Annotated in this window: 13 protein-coding genes and 2 pseudogenes; 10 read left to right on the forward strand and 5 right to left on the reverse strand. The window is 69.4% G+C overall.

The features are described from left to right. Positions 1-21: 21 nt before the first annotated feature. From EDD92_RS48430 to EDD92_RS48470, 9 genes are all read left to right on the forward strand, one after another. The gene (locus tag EDD92_RS48430) at positions 22-1,533 is read left to right on the forward strand and encodes an amino acid permease (protein ID WP_260327258.1); all 1,512 of its coding nucleotides are present in this window, start codon (positions 22-24) and stop codon (positions 1,531-1,533) included. After that, a complete protein-coding gene (locus EDD92_RS48435; protein WP_123970183.1) occupies positions 1,533-2,924 on the forward strand; it encodes a glutamine synthetase family protein in 1,392 nt (463 codons plus the stop codon). Before EDD92_RS48430 ends, EDD92_RS48435 begins: the two co-directional genes overlap by 1 nt. Positions 2,925-3,180: 256 nt before the next feature. Further along, a complete protein-coding gene (locus EDD92_RS48440; protein WP_123970184.1) occupies positions 3,181-3,354 on the forward strand; it encodes an FxLD family lanthipeptide in 174 nt (57 codons plus the stop codon). 86 nt (positions 3,355-3,440) lie between these two features. After that, on the forward strand, positions 3,441-6,512 hold the full coding sequence (locus tag EDD92_RS48445) for a lantibiotic dehydratase (protein WP_123970185.1): 3,072 nt from the start codon (positions 3,441-3,443) through the stop codon (positions 6,510-6,512). After that, positions 6,509-7,780 carry a lanthionine synthetase C family protein gene (locus EDD92_RS48450; protein WP_123970186.1) on the forward strand — a complete coding sequence of 424 codons (1,272 nt, stop codon included), beginning with the start codon at positions 6,509-6,511 and terminating at the stop codon, positions 7,778-7,780. The genes EDD92_RS48445 and EDD92_RS48450 overlap by 4 nt, the downstream gene beginning before the upstream one ends. A gap of 22 nt (positions 7,781-7,802) precedes the next feature. Beyond that, positions 7,803-9,884, forward strand: a complete 2,082-nt coding sequence (gene fxlM, locus EDD92_RS48455; protein WP_123970187.1) for a methyltransferase, FxLD system — start codon at positions 7,803-7,805, stop codon at positions 9,882-9,884. A gap of 120 nt (positions 9,885-10,004) precedes the next feature. Next, the gene (locus EDD92_RS48460; RefSeq protein ID WP_123970188.1) at positions 10,005-11,129 is read left to right on the forward strand and encodes a hypothetical protein; all 1,125 of its coding nucleotides are present in this window, start codon (positions 10,005-10,007) and stop codon (positions 11,127-11,129) included. A 156-nt stretch (positions 11,130-11,285) separates the two neighbouring features. Then, complete coding sequence (locus EDD92_RS48465) at positions 11,286-11,846, forward strand: hypothetical protein (protein WP_185124381.1); 561 nt, start codon at positions 11,286-11,288, stop codon at positions 11,844-11,846. Positions 11,847-12,060: 214 nt separating this feature from the next. Continuing rightward, positions 12,061-12,855: an aminoglycoside phosphotransferase gene (locus EDD92_RS48470; protein WP_260326240.1), complete on the forward strand. Its 795-nt coding sequence runs from the start codon at positions 12,061-12,063 to the stop codon at positions 12,853-12,855. 79 nt (positions 12,856-12,934) lie between these two features. Here the strand turns inward: EDD92_RS48470 and EDD92_RS51945 are convergent, their stop codons facing one another. The 4 genes and pseudogenes from EDD92_RS51945 to EDD92_RS48485 form a co-directional block, all read right to left on the reverse strand. Then, positions 12,935-14,875 carry a bacterial transcriptional activator domain-containing protein gene (locus tag EDD92_RS51945; RefSeq protein WP_260327259.1) on the reverse strand — a complete coding sequence of 647 codons (1,941 nt, stop codon included), beginning with the start codon at positions 14,873-14,875 and terminating at the stop codon, positions 12,935-12,937. Positions 14,876-15,064: 189 nt separating this feature from the next. Beyond that, complete coding sequence (locus EDD92_RS51950) at positions 15,065-15,820, reverse strand: LysM peptidoglycan-binding domain-containing protein (RefSeq protein ID WP_260327260.1); 756 nt, start codon at positions 15,818-15,820, stop codon at positions 15,065-15,067. A gap of 585 nt (positions 15,821-16,405) precedes the next feature. After that, positions 16,406-16,798, reverse strand: a pseudogene (locus EDD92_RS48480) (pilus assembly protein TadG-related protein). Positions 16,799-16,966: 168 nt separating this feature from the next. After that, entirely contained in the window at positions 16,967-17,428 is a 462-nt protein-coding gene (locus EDD92_RS48485) for a TadE family protein (protein ID WP_260327261.1), read from the reverse strand. A gap of 190 nt (positions 17,429-17,618) precedes the next feature. Here EDD92_RS48485 and EDD92_RS51955 point away from each other — a divergent pair, with 190 nt between their 5' ends. Next, positions 17,619-17,894, forward strand: a complete 276-nt coding sequence (locus tag EDD92_RS51955) for a hypothetical protein (RefSeq protein ID WP_260327262.1) — start codon at positions 17,619-17,621, stop codon at positions 17,892-17,894. Positions 17,895-19,303: 1,409 nt separating this feature from the next. Here EDD92_RS51955 and EDD92_RS48505 read toward each other — a convergent pair. Next, a pseudogene (locus tag EDD92_RS48505) lies at positions 19,304-19,543 on the reverse strand (hypothetical protein); the annotation flags it as partial.

A 19,543-nucleotide genomic window follows, 5' to 3' on the forward strand; every position in this document is an offset into this window, starting at 1 on the left:
CGTCACCGCAGAGGAACTCTGGTGTTTGGAAGAACAACGGCTCCTTCGTTAGCGCACGACGACGCCGTCCTGGCCGAGCTCGGCATTAAGGCCGAACTCTCCCGCAAGATGGGTGTGTTCGGGAACTTCGCGATCAGCTTCTCCGTAATCTGCATCCTGGCCGGCGGCATGAGCCTGTTCGGCTTCGGCCTGAGTCACGGCGGGCCCGTGGTCATGCTGGGCAGCTGGGTCGTCATCGGCTTCATGACGCTGTTGGTCGGGATGTCCCTGGCCGACGTCGTCTCTGCCTACCCAACCAGCGGCGGTCCGTACTTCATGGCTGACAGGCTCGGCGGTCCCCGCTGGGGCTGGACGACCGGCTGGCTCAACCTGCTCGGCCTGCTCGGCGCGATCGCCGGAATTGACTACGGCGCCGCCGCCTTCATCGGCGCTTTCGCCCAGCTGCAATGGGGAATCGAGCCGACCGACAGCACGACGATGGCCGTCTTCGGGGGCATCCTGCTGCTCCACGGTCTACTGAACGTCTGTGGCGTGCGCCTGATCACCGTCCTGAACTCGATCTCGGTGTGGTGGCAGCTGCTCGGCGTCGCGATCATCGTCGGCACGCTGGCTCTCGCCCCGTCCCAGCACCAGTCGGCTCAGTTCGACTTCACCCACTTCCACAACGACACCGGCTTCGCCAACCCCCTCTACGTCTGTCTCATCGGCGCCCTATTGGCCGGCTACACCTTCTGCGGCTACGACGCCAGCGCCCACGTCGCCGAGGAGACCACCAAGGCGCAGACCTCGGCGCCGCGCGGGATCGTGCACGCCATCACGGTCTCGTGGATCGCCGGATTCGTCCTGCTGGCGGGGATGCTGTTCGCCATCCAGGACTACAAAGCCACCCAGAACTCCGCCACGGGCGTGCCACCCGCCCAGATCTTCCTCGACGTCCTGGGCTCTGGCGGCGCCAAGGCCCTGCTACTGATCGTCATCGTGGCCATGTTGTTCTGCGGCAACGCCGAGGTCGCCGCCGCAAGCCGGATGATCTACGCCTTCTCCCGCAGCCGCGCCCTGCCGCACTGGCAGACCTGGCGCAGAGTCAGCAACCGCACCAAGACCCCCGTTCCGGCCGTGTGGGTGGCGGTGGTGCTGCCGTTCGTGCTTGCCCTCCCGGCGCTGTGGTCGCCGGCCGCGTACGGCGCGATCACGGCGATCAACGCGGTCGGCATGATCCCCGCCTACGGCATCCCGGTCTACCTCGCCCTGCGCAAGGGCGACCACTACAGGTCCGGCCCGTGGTCGCTGGGCCGTTGGCGGCGCCCGATCGGCTGGATCGCCGTAGCGTATGTCGTGATCATCACCGTGGTCTTCTGCCTGCCCCAGTCCGCACCGATCACGGCGGATTCCTTCAACTACGCGGGCGTGACGCTGGCCATCGCGCTGCTGCTGGCCTGGCTGACCTGGATCACCCGCGGCCGCCACGACTACCAACTCACAAGCCCCAACAGTATGACCGCCGACCAGGCCGACATGGAGGAAGTCGTCTGATGAGCCACGACGAGCCGCTCACCGAACCAGGCCCCTGGCCTGCGGGAACGGTTTCCCCTGCGGTGCTGAGGGAGTACGTCGAGCGCGGGGAGATCACCACGGTCCGGTTCGCCGTGCCGGACATGCAAGGCCGACCCAAGGGCAAGATGCTCAGCGCCCCGGTCTTCGTGGAACGGATGAACTCCGAAGGGGAGATGTGCGCCTACGTCCTGGCTACCGACATCAACATGACCCCGCTCGACGGATTCGACCTCACCGGCTGGCAACAGGGCTACGGCGACCTCGGCGTGAAGGCTGACCCGGCCAGCATGCGCCTGCTGCCCCACCAGCCGGGCACCGCCCTCGTCATCGGTGAGGCCTTCCACCACAATGGCACGCCCGTAGAGGTCGCCCCACGCCGCATGCTGCGCACCCAGCTGGAGCGTCTGGTCGACATCGGCTACCACGTGGCGGTCGGGACAGAGGTGGAGTTCCTGCTCTATCAGGGCAGTCCACAGGACGCGCACGAGGCCGGGTACCAGGGTCTGCGCCTGGCCTGGGCCCATAACCTCGACTACGCGCTGCAACATCCGCCAGAGGCCGCCGACTTCTTCCACCACCTCCACGAGGCCCTGTGCCACGCCGGCATCCCCGTCGAAGCGATCAAGACGGAGGGTGCTGCAGGCCAGGTCGAAGTGACTTTCGTCTACGGGGACGTGATGGCGGCATGCGATGCCTACACCGCCTTCCGACTGATCGTCCAGGACATTGCCGAGCGGCGTGGCATGACGCCCGTCTTCATGGCCGCACCCTCCACCGGCGTGGGTAGCGGGATGCACCTGCACCTGTCGCTGTGGTCCGCGCATGGCAACGCCTTCACCTACCACCGCGGCGAGGACCTGCCCCCGGTGATGGAACGGGCCATCGCGGGCCTCCTGTCCGGCATGCCGCACCTGGCCCCGCTGTACGCCCCCACCACTAACTCCTACAAGCGGTACGCCCCCCATACCTTCGCCCCCACCCGCTACACCTGGGGCTTCGACAACCGGGGCTGCGCCATCCGCATCACCGGCGTCGGCGAGAACGCCCATCTGGAGATCCGCCTTCCTGGCGCCGACGCCAACCTCTACCTCGCCCTGACCGCCGCCTGCGCCGCCATCATCCACGGCATCCAGGACCACCCCGACCTCCCGCCACCATGCGAGGGCGACCCGTACACGGCAACCGATGCCGCCCCCGTACCAGTCGATCTCTCGCAAGCCCTTGTGGGCTTCGACGGCCACAAGATCGTGCACGATGTGCTGGGTGAGACCGTCATGCGGCACTACACCCGCGCGGCCCAGGCCGAGATCGCCTGGCAGCGCGCTCACGTCACCGACGTCGAGCGAGCGAGAGGGCTTGGCCGTGCCTGAGCCACCGATCGTCGGCCGGCGTTCCCCAGACAGTCCGTGATCAGGGGAGCGACGGTCTGACCCGTCTGGCAGCCGGCTGCCGGGCTGGCAACTGAGCTCCGTCCCGAAAAGCGGTCCCGTCCCCACCCGGTCGGGGCACGGACCTCGGGCCGGTGGCCGGGAAGCGCCCTATGACGTAGCGACCTCAAGACGCTCGACACGCGCTGACCCGGTCGTACAACCATCCCTAAATGACCTTCAACAAAAGGGAGTTGGCATGAGTCCCCGTATCGAGCCCAGCACGAAGGCAAGCCAGCCGAGCGCCGCGACGCCGGACGGCTTCGACCTCGACGTCACCCTGGTCGAGGTCGCCGACGTCGCCGGCCTGATCAACCTGACCGACGACGGCTGCGGCGAAACCTGCGGCGCCTGCACCACGAACGTGGCCTGACCTGAGGCACGCATCAGCACAGGCCGGTGCCTTCGCACCTCGCACCGCGAGGGCACCGGCCGCCGTCCTGGATCACGGAGGTTGTGATGGCTTCGAGCACCGGTTACCGCGCCGGTAAGACGGCTCTGGTCCGTGCAGTTGCCCGGCCGGAGCTTCCTCTTCCTCCATGGCCCGACCTTGACGACCCTTCTCCCCACAATGCGGCAACCCGGCTCGCGTGGCTCCGGAAGGCGTGGTCCAACGAGGACCTTGTCGAGGCCCTGGAACACGCCAGCCCTGCGCTCGCCTCCCAGGTCCGTACCCTGTGCTCGTCCGGCAATCCGGCCACGCGTGATGTGCGCCGCGCGATCGCTTCCGTGGCCCGCTATCTGCTGCGTGCCGAGCATCGGGCGACTCCCTTCGGCTTGTTCGCCGGGGTGACGACAGCGGCTCTCGGCTCCAGGGCGGCCGCGGTGTGGGGTGCGGAGCATGTGACGATCGGGCGGGCGTCCGCAGAGTGGCTGGTGGCCGTAATCGAGCTCCTGGAGTCGTGCCCGGAACTCCTTGAGCGCCTGCCGGTGGCGCTGAACAGCGCCGTCGCGGAACGCGGGGATCGGCTCGTCGTGCCGTACCAGCCCGACACCCACGATGACCCGCGCCACGCGGTCGAGGCGTCCATCGGCTTGTCCGCGCCGGTGCGCCTGATCCTGGAAGCCGCACGATCACCGATCCGCGCCGGTGACCTGGCCGACAAGCTGCTCTCGGAGTTCCCCCACGCAGGGGCGGAGAAGGCACTCCGGCTCGTGCAGGAGTCGATGGAACACCAGGTTCTGATCTCCAGCCTGCACGCGCCGAGCACTGAGACCGACGCCCTGGACCACCTGCTGCGCAGCCTCGACGCGGTTCACGCCGACACCGTGGCACCGGTCGCCGCCACCGTCAGAGAACTCCGCGCTGTGCAGGCCGACTTGCGCGCATGCGACTCCCGTGGCGGTCGGGCCGGCACGGCGGCACGGATGCGGGCCCTGGTTCCCGGGCTTCGCCGCCATCCGCTCGCTCTTGATCTCCGGCTCGACGCCCACGTCGCTCTGCCCGAGTCGGTCGCCCGAGAGACCGAGCGCGCTGCCTGGGCGATGACCCGGGTCAGCCCCCTCCCTTACGGCACCGCAGCCTGGAAGGCGTACCAGCGGCGGTTCTACGAGCGGTACGGCATCGGCACGATGGTGCCCCTCAAGGAAGTCCTCGCCGACAGCGGCACCGGTTTCCCTGACGGCTACCCGGGCACGTCAGCAGAGGTACGCCGCCGTCCGACCTCCGTGCGTGACGACACCTTGGTCGGGCTGGCGCAGGCCGCCGTGCTCGACGGCCGGGATGAAGTGGTCCTCACCGATGAACTGATCTCCGCGATGGATATCGGACCCGAGCACCCCCGGGTTCCACCGCACCTGGAGATCGGTGTCCGCGTGCACGCAGCCAGCGCCGGCGACTTGCAGAGCGGGCGGTTCCGTCTGGAGATCGTGAGCGTGTCCCGGGGCGTCGGCGTCACCTCGGGCCGATTCCTCAGCGTGCTCGCCCCTGCGGACCGTACCGCCCTGGAGACGGAGCTGACCGACCTGCCGGCGGCTGACGACAGGACCGTCCCGGCCCAGCTGTCCTTTCCGCCGCTCCTGCCTACGAGTGCCCATGTCACCCGCCCCCCACAGGTCCTGCCCACCGTGATCAGCGTTCAGGAACACCGTCCTCCCGACGACGGTGTCCTCACGCCCGACGACCTCGCGGTGGCGTGCGACGGCCGCCGCATGTACCTGGCCGTCCCCCAGCACGGGCACCGGATCGAAGCCGTCGGCATGCACGCGTTGAACCTCGCCACGCACACTCCGCCGCTCGTCCGATTCCTCACCGAGCTGTCCCGCGCTCAGTGCGCCCAGGTCACCTTGTTCGACTGGGGGGCGGCCTCGGTGATGCCGTTCCTGCCCCGACTGCGCTACGGGCGTACCGTGCTCGCCCCCGCGCGATGGCGACTTGAGCCCGCAGAACTACCGGGCCGCGACAGCCCGCAGAGCGAATGGGACGCGGCGCTCGAGGACTGGCGGATCCGACGGCGGATGCCGCAGCGGGTCTTCCTCGCCGAGGACGACCGTCGCCTGCTCCTCCACCTGGACCAGCCCGGGCACCGCTCCCTGCTGCGCCAGCACCTGAACCGTGCCCGACCCGCGCTCCTCGTTGAAGCCCCGCCGCGCGGCGCATACGGCTGGTGCGGCGATCGCGCGCACGAGGTGGTCGTGCCGCTCAAGGCGACGCGGCCACCAGCATGGCCGCTCCTGCCCGCCCCCGCCTCGGCACGCGCCCTGTCCCCGGCACAGACACAGACCCCGGGCCTCTCGCCCTTGCTGCTCGCCACCCTGTACGGCGACGTACGGCGCCAGGACCTCCTGCTGACCCGGCACATCCCCGACCTGCTGAACCAACTCGGCGGTCCGCCCTGGTGGTTCATCCGCTTCCGCGATCCCGACCAGCACCTGCGCCTGCGGATCGCCTTACCCAACTCCGCTGCCTTCGCCGAGACCGTCCGGACGATCAGCACCTGGGCCGACGAGCTGCGCACCAAGGGGCTGCTGTCGGATCTGTGTTACCCCACCTCCTACCGGGAGATGGGCCGTTGGGGCTCCGGAGTCGCCTGGGACGCCGCCGAGGAGGTGTTCCGGGCCGACTCGCGCGCCATCGTCACCCAGCTTCGTCAGCCTCAGCGTCCGTACCAGCGCACCCTGGTGGCCGCGCACAGCATCGCCATCGCCAGCGCGTTCCTCGGCAGCACCGAGGCCGGCATGCGCTGGCTGATCGACCACATTCCGCGCACCGCGCCCACATCGGTTCCCCGCGCTCAACTGACGGAAACGGTCCGGCTGTCCGACCCGTCCGGCGACTGGACGGCCCTGCGCAGCGCGCCCGGGGGACAGGCCATCGTGGAGGCGTGGGCCGACCGGGAGGCGGCCTTGGAGGCCTACCGAGCCCACGTCCCCGGTCCGGACTCCCAGGGCATCGCGGAGGACGACGTCCTCTCCTCGCTGCTGCACGTCCACTTCGTACGCCACGTCGCGGTCGACTTCCCCCAGGAAGCGGTCTGCCTGTACCTCACGCGCGCCGCCGCCATGGCCTGGATGTCCCGGAGAATACGGTGAACGAACCGATCACGCTCAAGGTGGCCGAAGCCATCGCCGATCTGCTGGCCGACCCCGCTACCGACCTGCCAGGGCCGAATGGCGCGTCCTCGCGCCAGCACCTCGCGTATGGGCCGACAGGGCTCGCGCTGCTGCACATCGAGCGGGCCGCCGCTGGCCTGGGCCCGTGGCATCGCGCCCACGACTGGCTCGACGCAGCCGTACTGTCCCCTTTCACCAACGGTCCCGACAGCCACCCCTTCTACGGGGTGCCCGCCCTTGCACACGCCATGGCCTGTGCAGCCGACCACGCGTCCGGCGCCTACCAGCGTGCCCTGGGCCTGATCGAGGGCCAACTGGCCGCAGACGTTCGCCGCAGGCTGGACGTCGCACATCGCCGCATCGACGCCGGACAACTGCCGGAACTGGCCGAGTTCGACACGATCCGGGGCCTGACCGGCTACGGGGCCTACTTCCTGCGCCGCGACCCTGCCGGTGCCGAAGTGCGCGCCATCCTCGACTACTGCGTACGCCTGACCGAACCGGTCACACACAACGGCGAGATCCTGCCTGGCTGGTGGACACCAACCGGCCCCTCCGGACGAGCGGACAGCCGGTTCCCGGACGGACACGGCAACACCGGCATGGCACACGGAATCGGCGGGGTCCTCGCCCTCCTGGCACTCGCCGCCCGCCGCGGCACCACCGTCGGTGATCACCATGAAGCACTGCGGACGATCCTGGCCTGGCTGGACCGGTGGCAGGAGGAAACCAACCGGGGCCCCAGCTGGCCGTACTGGATCAGACGAGACGAACTGCGCACCGGTCTCCTCGCTCCGTCCGCACCCCGGCGACCGTCATGGTGCTACGGCACCGCGGGACTGGGCCGCGCCCAGCAACTCGCTGCTCTCGCCCTCGGCGACACCGGCCGCCAGGTCGCAGCAGAGAACGCACTCGTGGCCGCCCTCACCGACCCTGCCCAACTCAAAGCCACCACGGACAACGGCTTGTGCCACGGCTTCGCCGGCCTCGCCCACATCGCCGCCCGCACCGCCGAGGACGCGCATCCCTCGACCGCGTGTCTCCTGCGCGCAGCGATCCCCGCCCTCCTGACCCTCCTCTGTCCGCCAGGCACTGATCCGGACGACGCCGCCACGGCGATCGTCAACAACATCGAAGCCGGGCGCGGTTTCCTCAACGGCGCCGCCGGAATTGCCCTGGCGCTCCTGGTCCCCGCGACGGAAGCCCCGCCCCGAACGTCCTGGGACGCCTGCCTGCTCATCGCCTGACACCCACCGAAGGAACACCGCCATGCGCCCGGCCCCCTGGCACCAGCACAACATCACCTTCACCGACCGCGAGGCCGGCAAGCGCGCCATCGCCGAACGCCTCGGCGCCGCCCTGATCGCGGCCGCAGAAGACGGCCAGCTCACCGGCTGGTGGTTCATGAACAAACAGCCCTGGCCGCTGCGGTACCGAGCCCCCGAACCGTCCCCGCTCGTCGAGCTGCTGCTGAGCGACCTCGTCGACGACGGCACGGCAGCGTCGTGTGTACGGGCGATCTACGAACCGGAGACCGACGCCTTCGGCGGTCCACAGGCCATGGACGCCGCCCACGAGCTGTTCCACCACGACAGCCGATGCCTTCTGAACTACCAGCCCGGGCCTGGACGGCTTGGCCGCCGGGAGACCGCCGTCCTCCTGATCAGCGCCCTGATGCGGGCCGCCAACCTCGACTGGTTCGAGCAAGGGGACGTATGGGCGAAGGCCGCCACGCTCCGGCCGTCCGCCCAACCCCTCGCCCCCGAACGGGCGATGGCCCTGATTCCGGCGATAGAGAAGCTGATGACGGTCGACGCCCACAGCCTGTGCCGCCCGAGCGGGCCGCTCGAAGGACACGCCGAATGGGTTGGGGCCTTCGAGCAGGCCGGAACGAACCTCGCGCGTCTCGCTGTCGGCGGTCATCTCACCCGCGGTCTGCGAGCCGTCATCGCACACCACCTGATCTTCCACGCCAACCGCGCCGGTCTCCCTTCCCCAGACCAGAGCACCCTGTTCAACATCGCAAGAAAGGCAGTCATGGGATCGAGTGACAACACCGCGTCGCCCGCCGAGGGCACGTCCGAAACCACTAGCGTCGAGGCGGTGAACACCGACACGATCACCACCCCCGACTCCGAGGCCACCCGGCTCCGCAATGCCCTGGTCGACCAGATCCGCGCATCCGGGCACGCCCGCACCGATGCCGTCGAGACCGCCCTGCGCACCGTTCCCCGGCACCTGTTCGTGCCCGACGCCTCGCTCGAAGACGCCTACGCCAACGTGCCGGTCAACATCAAGTACGACACCGACGGCACGTCGATCTCCTGTGCCTCCCAGCCCGGAATCGTCGCGCTCATGCTCGACCAACTGGAGGCTCAGCCCGGCGAACGTATCCTCGAACTCGGCGCCGGCACCGGCTACAACGCGGGTCTGATTGCCCACCTGGTCGGCGAGAGCGGTCACGTCACCACCATCGACGTGGACGACGACCTCGTGGAAGGAGCCCGCGCGCACCTCGCCGCCGCCGGGTGCACCAACGTCCAGGCCCTGACCTGTGACGGTGCCCTCGGCCACGCCGAAGGCGCCCCCTATGACCGGATCATCGCTACCGTCGGCGCCCACGGCGTCCCACACGCCTGGATGCAGCAACTCGCCCCGGGCGGACGCCTCGTCGTACCCCAACGACTCAAGGGCAGCGTGTCCCGCTCCATCGCCTACGAGCAGCACGACGGCCGCTGGACAAGCGTCAGCAGCAAGATGAACACCTTCATGCCGCTGCGCAGGGGTATCGCCGACGACGACCGCCGCGTCATCCCCCTCAGCACGGACAGCACAGTACGGCTCCAGGCCCCCGCCGGCCAGAACGTGGACGCCGGCGCCCTGGCCGGAGTCCTGGCACAGCCGCGCACCGAGGAGTGGACCGGGATGACGGTCCGGGCCATGGAGTCGCCCGAGTGGATGGAGCTGTTCGTCTCCTGCTCCCTGCCCAGCGGCCTCATCCGGATGCTGTTCCCGCAGGAAGCCAAGGGGACCGTCCTCGCCGAGGACCCATACCCCTCCTCCACCGCGGCCGTCGACTTGGGCGCCATCGCCTACCTCGCCCGCCGTCTGTCGGAGAGGAAGACCCCCGACGGCGGGAAGCTCTGGGAGTTCGGCGTCATCGGCCACGGCCCCTGCAGCGACAAGTTGACCGCGAAGGTCGCCGACGCGATCCGCACCTGGGACCGCGGTTACCGCGGCCGCGAGGCGACCTTCGAGATCCAGCCCCTCGACGCTCCTGTGATCCAGCAGCGCCCCGGCAGCTTCGTCCTCGACACACCGCTCAACCGCATCGTCGTCGACTGGCACTGAACGCAACGGCCCGTACAGACAACTGCCCATAAATAAGGGGGCGGTGCCCGCCGGACGTCTCGACGTGCACCGCCCCCAGCTCGTTCACCCAGCATCACGTCAGCGTCGCTTGAGGGGAACATGGATCCACACGGCCCAATAGCCAGGCGCTTCCCGCTCGTTGCCCGATTCCGCCCCGCCTGCCTCCCCCTGCCCGATCGGGTACGGTCCGTGACCGAGCTGGCCGCAAGGGCCGTGAAGCAGAGCGACCAAGGACTGGCCTCCACCGTTTTCAACCAGTCGGCACTCATCGCCTCCGACCTCGGCCGTCCGGATCTCGCGAGAGCGATGTGTCACCGGCACGCTGAGGCTTACCTCAATGCCGGCCCGCTCCCCGCAATGAGCGCCATCCGCGCGCTGGAACCCCTGGTCAACCTCGCCCGCCTGCAGATCCGCGCCGGCCGGACCGACGAGGGCCGCCAGCGGCTGCTGGACCTGTACGAGGCCGTCGGCGCCGCAGCCGCAGTCTCCCTTGAGGGCATCACCGTGCCGGCTGACCTGACTTGCACCGAGGGCGACCGACAAGAGGTACGGGCATGGCTATGGCGCGTACTCCTCGCTGACGGCACGCGCAGCCTCACCACGACAGGGCGATGGTCTGAGGCATTGGCCCATATCGAACAGCACCGGGGCGTGGGCACCAGGATGCTGGACGGGCGCCAAGTCGCCGTCATCGCGGCTCTCACCTCCGGTCAGACCAGCCATGCTCACGAACTCCTCGCCGCTACAGCACCGGGGGAGGCGTGGGAACAGGTCGTCACCGCCTGCCTGATGACGCTATGCCGCCGCGACGTGGGCCAACCAGTCGACGACTCCTTGACGTTGTTGACGAACACCTACCTGAACCACGAGGCGAACGCGGGAATGACCATATTCGACGTCCGTCTCGGCCTTACCGTCCTGGACGTCGTCGGATCAGCCGAACACCCTTTAGCCCCCCTCCTCGTCGACGATCTGTGCCGGCGAACAATGAAAGCGCGCAACGGGTACGCGGCCCGCGAGGTCCTGGCTCACCCCCTGTTCGACGCGCTCGCGAAGGACGCCCAGTGGCAGGACTGCGAGAACTTGCTCCGGAGCTGCGCGCTCGACTCGGGGGTGCTCCCAGAAGGGCTGCACCGAGACCTTGCAACCGCTCTGGAAACTGGCGAGATGGTACTCAGCAGCTCATTAAGTGAAGCGAAGGAGCTCGGCAACTCCACAGCGTGAGGTCAGCTGTCCTATGCGGTCGACTACTGACTTGGGCACCCTTGATCGGGCCCCCAACCAGACCCCGAGAGTCCGCGGTGTGGACGCGGGTGCAGCAGGGCTGATCGGCGGCCTCGGCGGGGACCACATCCAAGCGCAAGCAAGCTGACGCTGAGCATGTACGGCGCAACGGCCGAGACGTACGACACGGTGACTCGCAACCGCGGCGCCTTCACTCGGTTTTCCCGCGGCCTGCGCATGGCGATCGACGCCGTGCTGAACCTGGACCTGTCCCTGATCATCGTGCAGGCCAACGCCCAGGAAATCGACCTGATGCGCGCCTGGGTGCGCAGCCTCGATCTGCCGTTCCGCGAGTACGCGAACAACTCGCCCACCATCCATGGTGGTGCCGAGACGCTGCCGTCGCTGTCGCCCGAGTACCTCACCAACCGGGCACCGTTCACTGCCTGCCCGGCCGGCGTGACGTCTTTCCACGCCGACCCGTTCGGACGGGCCTCGATCTGCAAGGTCGGCCGCGAACCGAACATCGACCTGATCGCCGAAGGTGTGGAAGGTCTGACCCAGCTCGGCGCAATCGCCGAGTCCCTCATGCTTCGCACCAGAGGATGCAACGGCTGCACGCTGTCCGGCATGTGCCGGGTGTGCAGGCCGATGGCGAAGGTCTTCCAGAAGGCGAAGGCACCGCTCGAAAACTACTGCCAACACAAAACGAGGTAGTGACATGACCCGCTGTGATCATCGAGCTGACGCGCAAGCCGGAGACTTGCTGTCCAGGACCCCGAGGAGGTCACCCTGGTCGAGGACGTGGACGCCCTGCTCGCCGAAGCGCTGCCCGGCTGCGGCGACTACAACCCGTACAACTAGCCACCCCACCTGCCCGGGGCTGCCTCTGAAGGCGGCCCCGGCACCTTCCCCTTGGAGGCTCTCCGCAATGTCCACGCAGCGGCTCACCGACCTGCCGGACGCCGTGCGGCGGATGATCGAGAAGGTCAGCGGCCCTATTGTCGACGTCGGGAACATCAACGCAGGCCTGAACAGCGCAATCGCCGCCCGCGTGCGCACCCCCGAGGACACCCTGTTCGTCAAGGGCCTGCCCATGGATCACCCGCGCGTATGGACCCAGAATCGGGAGGCGCAGATCAGCCCATACCTCCGGGGAATCGCCCCGGAATTGCTCTGGCACATCGAAGAGGACGGCTGGAGTCTGCTCGGATTCGAGTACGTCAACGGCGGCCACGCCGACTTTACGCCCAAGTCCCGCGACCTGCCGGCGGTCATGGCCACCATGAGGCGGTTGGCCAAGGTCCCGGCGCCGGCACTCGAGTTGAAGAGCATGCCGCATCGGCTCCGCACCTTCGTGGACGACCCCGCAGACCTGTCCTGGTTCGCTGGTGACAGCCTCCTCCACACGGAGTGGAACCCGCACAACGTCCTCGTATCCGGGGACAGAGCCCTCTTTGTGGACTGGGGCTGGGCCTCCACCGGCGCCGCCTGGATCGACCCCGCGCTCTGGCTGCTCTGGCTGATCGCTCACGGCCACACTCGCGATCAGGCGGAGCGTGCGTCCGCCACCCACCCGGCATGGGCGCTCGCCCCGGCGGAAGGCCTCAATGCCCTGGCCCGCGTCCAGCGCCGTCTCTGGGACTCCATCGCGGCCGAGAGCACCGACGACTGGGCGAACCCCATGCGGGAGGCGGCACGCTCCTGGGAGGAGCACCGAAGGTAACCGGACAGGCCCGATCCTCCCAACGTCTGTGCCCCGAGTCACCTCCCCAGCAGGGACACAGACGTTGGGGTGTAACAGATCACGGCCGTTGACGTTCCGGCAGTGAAGGGGGGTGAGCGTGGTCGTGGTGGGTCAAGCCCAGCAGCTCGTTGAGGAGCTGTGTGGTCTCCGTCTCGAGGGAGCAGTCCAGCGCCCGGTTGACTTGCTGGACGCGGGTGATGGCGGTGTGCAGCCCCTGCCGGTTGCCGGCCGCGCTCTCGATCCGGAGCCAGTCCCGATACAAAAGCTCCGCCGTGGGGTCAACATCGAGCGCGGTCGCGACGGCCTGGCGGGCCGCGCTGAGGTCATGGTGAGGGCCCGGGGGTGTGCGGTGGGTGGCCACGGTGTGGGCGACGTCGATGATCCGCGTGATCATTTCCTGCTGGTGGGGCTCGGCCCAGGGCAGCGGCTTGCCGCCGAACGGCCTTCCCCTCACCAGGGCGAGCGCCTTCTCCATATCGGTCAGGCCGGCCGGGCCCAGTGGCAGGGCGCGTTCGACGAGCTGAAGGAATCGGGTCCAGTCGCAGCGCACACCGGGGGCGAGCCGGTACGGGTCCTCTGCCGCCTTGCGGCGCGGCACGTAGAGGCTGCCGGACGCGTCGCTGCCCAGGGAACTGCGCAGGCCCTGCATCCGGGCGTTGAGGGTGCTCGTCGACCAGGGGCTGACGGGATCCATATGGGAGCACAGGACGTCCGCGCTCCGCCCGGGCCGGAAGAACAACAAGGCGGCGAGCTGTGCCATCCGCGGGCCGTGGCCGGTGCTGTCCACGCGGTCTACCTCGACCGGGCCCAGCACCCGGATCTCCGGGGCATGCAGGTCATGTGTCTCGCCCTCGTCCGCCTCCTGTACCGCTCCCGCCTCGGCGGCCTGTCGGGCGACAGGGTCAGGGTTATCCGGACCTCCGGCGGCAGGGGCCACGGGCGCGTCGGCCCCAGGCTCGGCTTCCTCCGCAACCTGAGGCGTTGGCGTGGTGGCGGCCAGAAGACGTAGTCCGGACGGATCCGTGGTGGCGGCGAGCAGGGCCGGGAAGACCTCGCCGTCCACTTCCGCGCCCGATGCCGACGGAGGGGTCGAGTCAGCGTCGGGGAGCGGCCCGGCGGACTCCTCCGGCGCAGGCTCCTGCCAGACGTCGGACTCGGCCGGGACGTCCTGCCAGGGGCCCTCGGCCGGGTGTGCCGGCTGCGCGGACACCCGCAGCGCGGTGGTGATCTGAAGGTACGAAGCGTGCTCCAGGCGCTGCACGGTGATGTCGGTGCCGGCGGCGTCGAGAGGCTGCGGGTCGCTGACCGAGGCGTTGAGGATCTCCGCCTCCGGGAAGTGCGCGGCCGCCGTGCTGGCCGGTGCGATCAAGGTGACGGGCAAACTGCCGGCCTTGTCGATAACGTCGGCGAACTTCCAGGCGGTGTCCGAGTCAAGTGCCGCCGCGCACAGCAGCAGGTAGGGATGATGGCTGGTCTCGGGCATCTGGTGCGCTTCCAGTAGCCGTTCACTCAGGTCGCGCAGAGCGTGTGAGGCGTGGCGCATGTGGGCGATCCGCGCGGTGGGCAGCAGTTGCGGCAGGTCCTCGCCGAAGCCGATGGTGACGATTTCGACTTCGCTGGCCCACGGGCTCATGCCGAGTTCGAGGGCGAGTGAGGTGCACACCTCGGTGATGTGGACCGGATTGCCGTCCAGCAGCAGGGCGGGCAGCCGGGCGAGGTTGAGCAGCAGGAGGTCATCTGTCTCGGCGTGGCCGATCGTGACCAGCCCCGGGTACGGTGCCGGCACGTCGCGGGCGGCGTCTTCGTCTAGGAGGTCGGCGTCGGCGGGCAGGACCCACCAACCGGCCTTCCCGGCGACGAAGGGCGCTGCAGCGTCCAGGGCGAGGTCCTCGGGCAGCACCTCCAGGGTGCGGGCACCGATACGTGCGGCCCGCACCGGAGGCAAGACCGCATCGTTCTTCTGCTGGGCCAGCTGGTGGGCCAGGGTCCGCAGGGCCACATCCAGCCGAGCGGCGCCTCCTGGTTCGGCAAACCGCCGCCAACTGGGCCTCGGCCGGGGAGGTCTCCGACGCGATGGCGATCTTCTCGCCTGGCTTGCGGCGCCGGCGCTGCAGGGTCCGGCGCAGGGCGAGCGCTGCGGTGATGGCGGCGGCCAGCAGTGCACCGGCACCCAGGACCGTGCGCAAGTTCAGCGGACCGTCGGACGGGGCCGACGCCGGCGTCTCGGATGCCGTGGCGGCGGGGGAGGAGGCAGCGGAACCGGACGGCCCGGCCGACGCCGACGCGGCAGAGGGGGCGTTGCTGCTGGGCTGCGGCGTGGCAAAAGGAGCGGCGGAGGGCGAGCCCTGGGCCTGCCCGGGCTGCTCGGCCAGGCGGCTGCTCGCTGCGCTGGGAGCCGACGACGCTGGAGCGGGCGCCGTGCTGGGGCCCGTAGCTGGCGCATCCCCCGCGTCATCGCCCGGCGACTGTTCGCGCCAGGCGTCTTCGCTTCCGGGGGAGTGGTGTCCTGGCTGCCCGCCGCATCGCCGTCGTTGCTGCCGTGCGGCGGAGTGGGCTGGTCGGGCTGGGTGCCGGGCACGGTGACCTGCTGCCCCGCGTAGATGACGTCCGGGTCGGTGATCTTGGGCAGGCCGTGTGGCTGTTCCTGGCCTTGGCTGGCCTTGAACAGTTCGGGCCATTCGTTGCCGTCGCCGAGCTCTTCCTCCGCGATCTTCGACAGGTAGTCGCCCGAGTGGACCGTGACGACGTGCTCGCTCTTCTCGCCGCCAGCCGGCGCGGCCTCATCCAACTGCGTACGGAGGTCTCCCGCTCCCGTTGGCGTGTCGGGCATCTGAAGCTGCCAGCCGGGCTGCAGAAAGCTGTTCGCGCGGAAAACCGTGCCGTCGACCATGGTGTGGCCCTCGTTCAGGGCAGCGATCTCCCGCCACCGCTCACCGTCGCCCAACTCCTTCTCGGCGATGCCCCCACAGGCTCTCCGCCAGCCGGCCTCTCGCGCACCGTGTACAGCGTGCCGAGGCGCCGCGGTGCTTGACGAGGGCCTGGAGGCCTGCTCGGTGTCGACGGCCTGCGGGGGCCTGGGGGCTGGCCCGGGAATGTGGGCCGCCGTGGTGGGCCGGGGCGGCCTGGGCGTCGGAGGCCAGGGCCGAACTCGTGCAGCAAGCAGCACAGGATGCTGCCGATCAGGAGGGCCGCGGCGCGCTGGGAGGCGCCCATCCCTCGCGGGGCGTGCCAGGTTCGGCCTCGCACCTGCGCGATCAAAACTCGCGGACGGCGCAGAACGCGAACTGGGCCCACCCGATCCAGCCCACCGCGACGAGGAGCAGCAGGAACGCGGCGCCCGTGTCCTGCCGGATCCAGCAGGTGCGTGAGGTCGTCGTGGGTGGAAGCCCAGATGACCGGAGTGGCCCAGGCCAGCAGCAGCGGCAGGCCCGGCGACCGCGGCGGCCAGGACCAGCAGACTCAGGACTGCCTTGAGGAGTCGGCTCAGGGTGCGTGCGGCCCGCTGCGGCGGGGGAGGGGGTGGTGCTCATCAGTTTCCTTCGGGAGCGGTGACGCCGTGCAGGAGGGTGGCCTTGCCATGGCCGGTCACCGACAGAGACCGATTCCCACCACCGACAGAAACTTCGTGTCGTAGGTGCTGGTGACCGTGACGGTGAGGGTTTTGCCGTCGCCGGACACGCTGACCGTGCCGGTGGCGCCAGCGGAGCCCAAGTACGTCTGGGCTGCGGCCTGTGCGTCCTGTGGATTCATGGTGATCGCGGTCCCGTTGATGGCCTCGGCGGGGTCGATGGCCTGTCCGCCTGCCCGGGGCGGCTTCGCCGGCGATGTAGTCGGCGTGCTCGGTGGCGCGCATCTTGCTGCCGCCGTCCACGGCGAGACCGATGATGCCGATCAGCGCGAAGACGCACACCGCGACGAACACGGTGACGCCTCCCCGGTCGTCGCACCGTGTCCGTAGAACCGACGCAAGATCATCAGTCGCCTCGCTGTCTGTACTGGTCCACGACCGACGTCGCCGTCGACGTGAGCGTCTTGGCCCCCGGCACCCCCGGCAGCAGCAAGTCGGACAGATTGACCGTGCAGGTCACGGTCACGGTGACCGTGCGACCTGGCCCACCGGCACGCTCAGGGCCACCGGTTGTTGATGCTGACGGATGTCGACGCGCACTTGATGCCCCTGGTCGTTAAGGGACTCGGCGGCCGCCGCCTGCGCGGCACCTTGGGCGGGCCGCCGCCGTGCGGTGAATGGATGCCTCCCGGGCCGCGTCCTCAGCCGCAGAATCGATCTTCGAGCCGGAGAGGAGACGATCCGACCGCCGGCGATCGCCAGACACAGAAACATGATCAATGCCGGGAGGACGATCGCGGCCTCGATCGCGGCACTGCCCTCATCGCCGTGCAGGTGGCGGGCCCAACGGGCTGTGGATCGCACGTGCTTCACTCCCCGGGGACGGTCCAGCGCTCCACGGTTCCGGATGCCGACTGCTTGATCTTGCAGGCCCGGCACGCCCGGGATCATCGACAGGGCCGTGCCCATCACCTGGACCTGCACCCGCTGTCCCGTCGGCCGGCGGCCAAGACGCTGTAGCCGCGCAGGCTGTCGCCTGCGGTGCGGCCCAGCACGTTGCGTGCTTGGCGGCCCCGTCGCGCGGGCTCGATTGGTAGGAGCGGGCCGCCGTGAGGCCTTCGCGGGGCAGCGGTCAGGGCGATCTGCCGCGCGTAGTACCACATGGAGGCCTGGGATGACGGCGAGGGTTGGCGAGCAGCACGAACGGGAAGATGATCGCCATCTGGATGCTGGTGTCGCCGCGGTTCGTCGTGCCATCTTCGTCCCTTGCCACCAGTCCGTCAGCTGCTCGGAGGCTTCATCACGCGCCGAAGAGCTTGCCGTTGTACTTGGCGATCACGACGGCGATTGGTCCCGGCGACTCGTGGCAGCGCCTGCGATGGCGGCGAGCCAGATGATGACGGTGGTGATGCTGATGTCGCCGCGGTCCGGACGGCGGGCGGCCTCCTGAAGGCCTTTCCTGTACGCGCGTGGTCAGCCGGAGGACCCCACCGTTGGCGCGCTCCAAGGCATGCGTGGCCCGACGACGACGGCCTGGTCCGCGGATGTGTGGACGGGGCCGCAGTGCGGTGGGTAGCCGCCGGGAGGCACGGCACGGCGGGTGCGGGCTGTGGTGTGCGTCATCTTCCTTGCCTCTCTGGTGCGTTGAACGAGTCGGAGTGGTCTCAGACGGTCAGCAAGCGGATCACCGCCGGAATGCCATCAAGAACATACCAGGACGGCGAGCAGGGGCTCCGGGAGCGGTCATTCTTTCTCGCTGGCCCGCGTTCGCCTCGGTTGGGACTGATCCGCCAGCAGTTCGGCGTTTGAGGGCGGCGGGTGCGGGCCCGTAGTGCCTTGTAGACGGGCGGCGCCGTCGGTAGCCTGAGCCGCCGCATGATGTCGGCGACGTCGGTCCAGGACGGGCAAGTCATTACTCGTGTTGGCGGAGTTTTCCAGTGCAGCGCCTGATTACGGCAGGGATCTTCATCCAGCCGTGCCCCGGCGCAGCGCGCCCTTGGAGATAGAGGAAGGGCCAGCCATCGCCGACCTCGGCGGCCTTTTTCCAGGGCCTCGGCAGGGGCCGGCGTCGGCCGGCCCGCTTGAGGGCGACCAAGGTCGAGTAGCGACAGGGCGGCGCGAACTCTCCGGACGCTGGCCTGGTCCCGCACCTGCGAGATCCGGGTGATGAACAGCAAGCCGGCGATGAGGAGTCCGACCGGCGCGGCAACGTAGACGGCAAGCCCACGCCCGCGATGACTCCACGGAAATCGCTCGCGATCACCGGCAGAGCAGACCCAGACCAGCGAGCGCGGTCTTCTCAGCATGAACTGGCCCGGCCCCTGCCCAACGATGGCAGGGCCAGGTTTCACTGGGGCCACCCGGACGCCCGGGAGCCGCTCGAGGCCGGGCCCAGCAGGCCAGCCGGCCCCAACACCTCCTCGCGGTCCAGCTCCGGCTCGGGCATGGTCCAAAGTGGCGGGGGCGCTGCGCTTGAGGCCGGCCCAACGCGGGCTGGGGCTGCAGGAGTTCCCTAATCAGCAGGGCGACGCCGGCGCCGACCGTGCCACCGGTCACGACAACGGGGAGCAGGTTCACGAGGCGGCCCCTTCCGGCTCCCGAGCGGGCGGATCGGCCGCGCATGCCCGGCTCGGCGCGGGCGGCGCGGTGGCCAGAACGGCACGGTGCCTGGGCTGGTCCGTGGACCAGGACCGCGCGGACGCCCGCCGGAAAGTGCCCCAGCTGCCGCCACAGTGGCGAGTTACGCCGACGACCCGGCCGTCAGGAGGCCAGCACGAGCTGTCCCCGCCAGCGTGGAGTACGGGCTTCGGTATGACGGCACGAAGAACCCGGCCACCACGACGCCCACGGTGATGATGGTCATCCACCGCACGGTGGTGCGGGGCTTGGCGCGGTCCGCCTCGATGGCGCGTTTCTTGGCGACCTCTTCGCGGACGGTGCCGACAGATCCTCCAGTGCCTGCGCCAGGCCCGGGCCGCGGTCGCCCGCCGACAGGATGAGGGCGGCGACCACCTTGTCCGCGGTGACATCGTTGAGTTCCTCGGCGAACGCGCGGAGCGCTCCGTCCGGCCGCCACCCCAGCGTAGCCGGTCGGACAGG

The sequence above is a fragment of the Streptomyces sp. TLI_185 genome, from assembly GCF_003814765.1.
Taxonomy (GTDB): domain Bacteria; phylum Actinomycetota; class Actinomycetes; order Streptomycetales; family Streptomycetaceae; genus Streptomyces.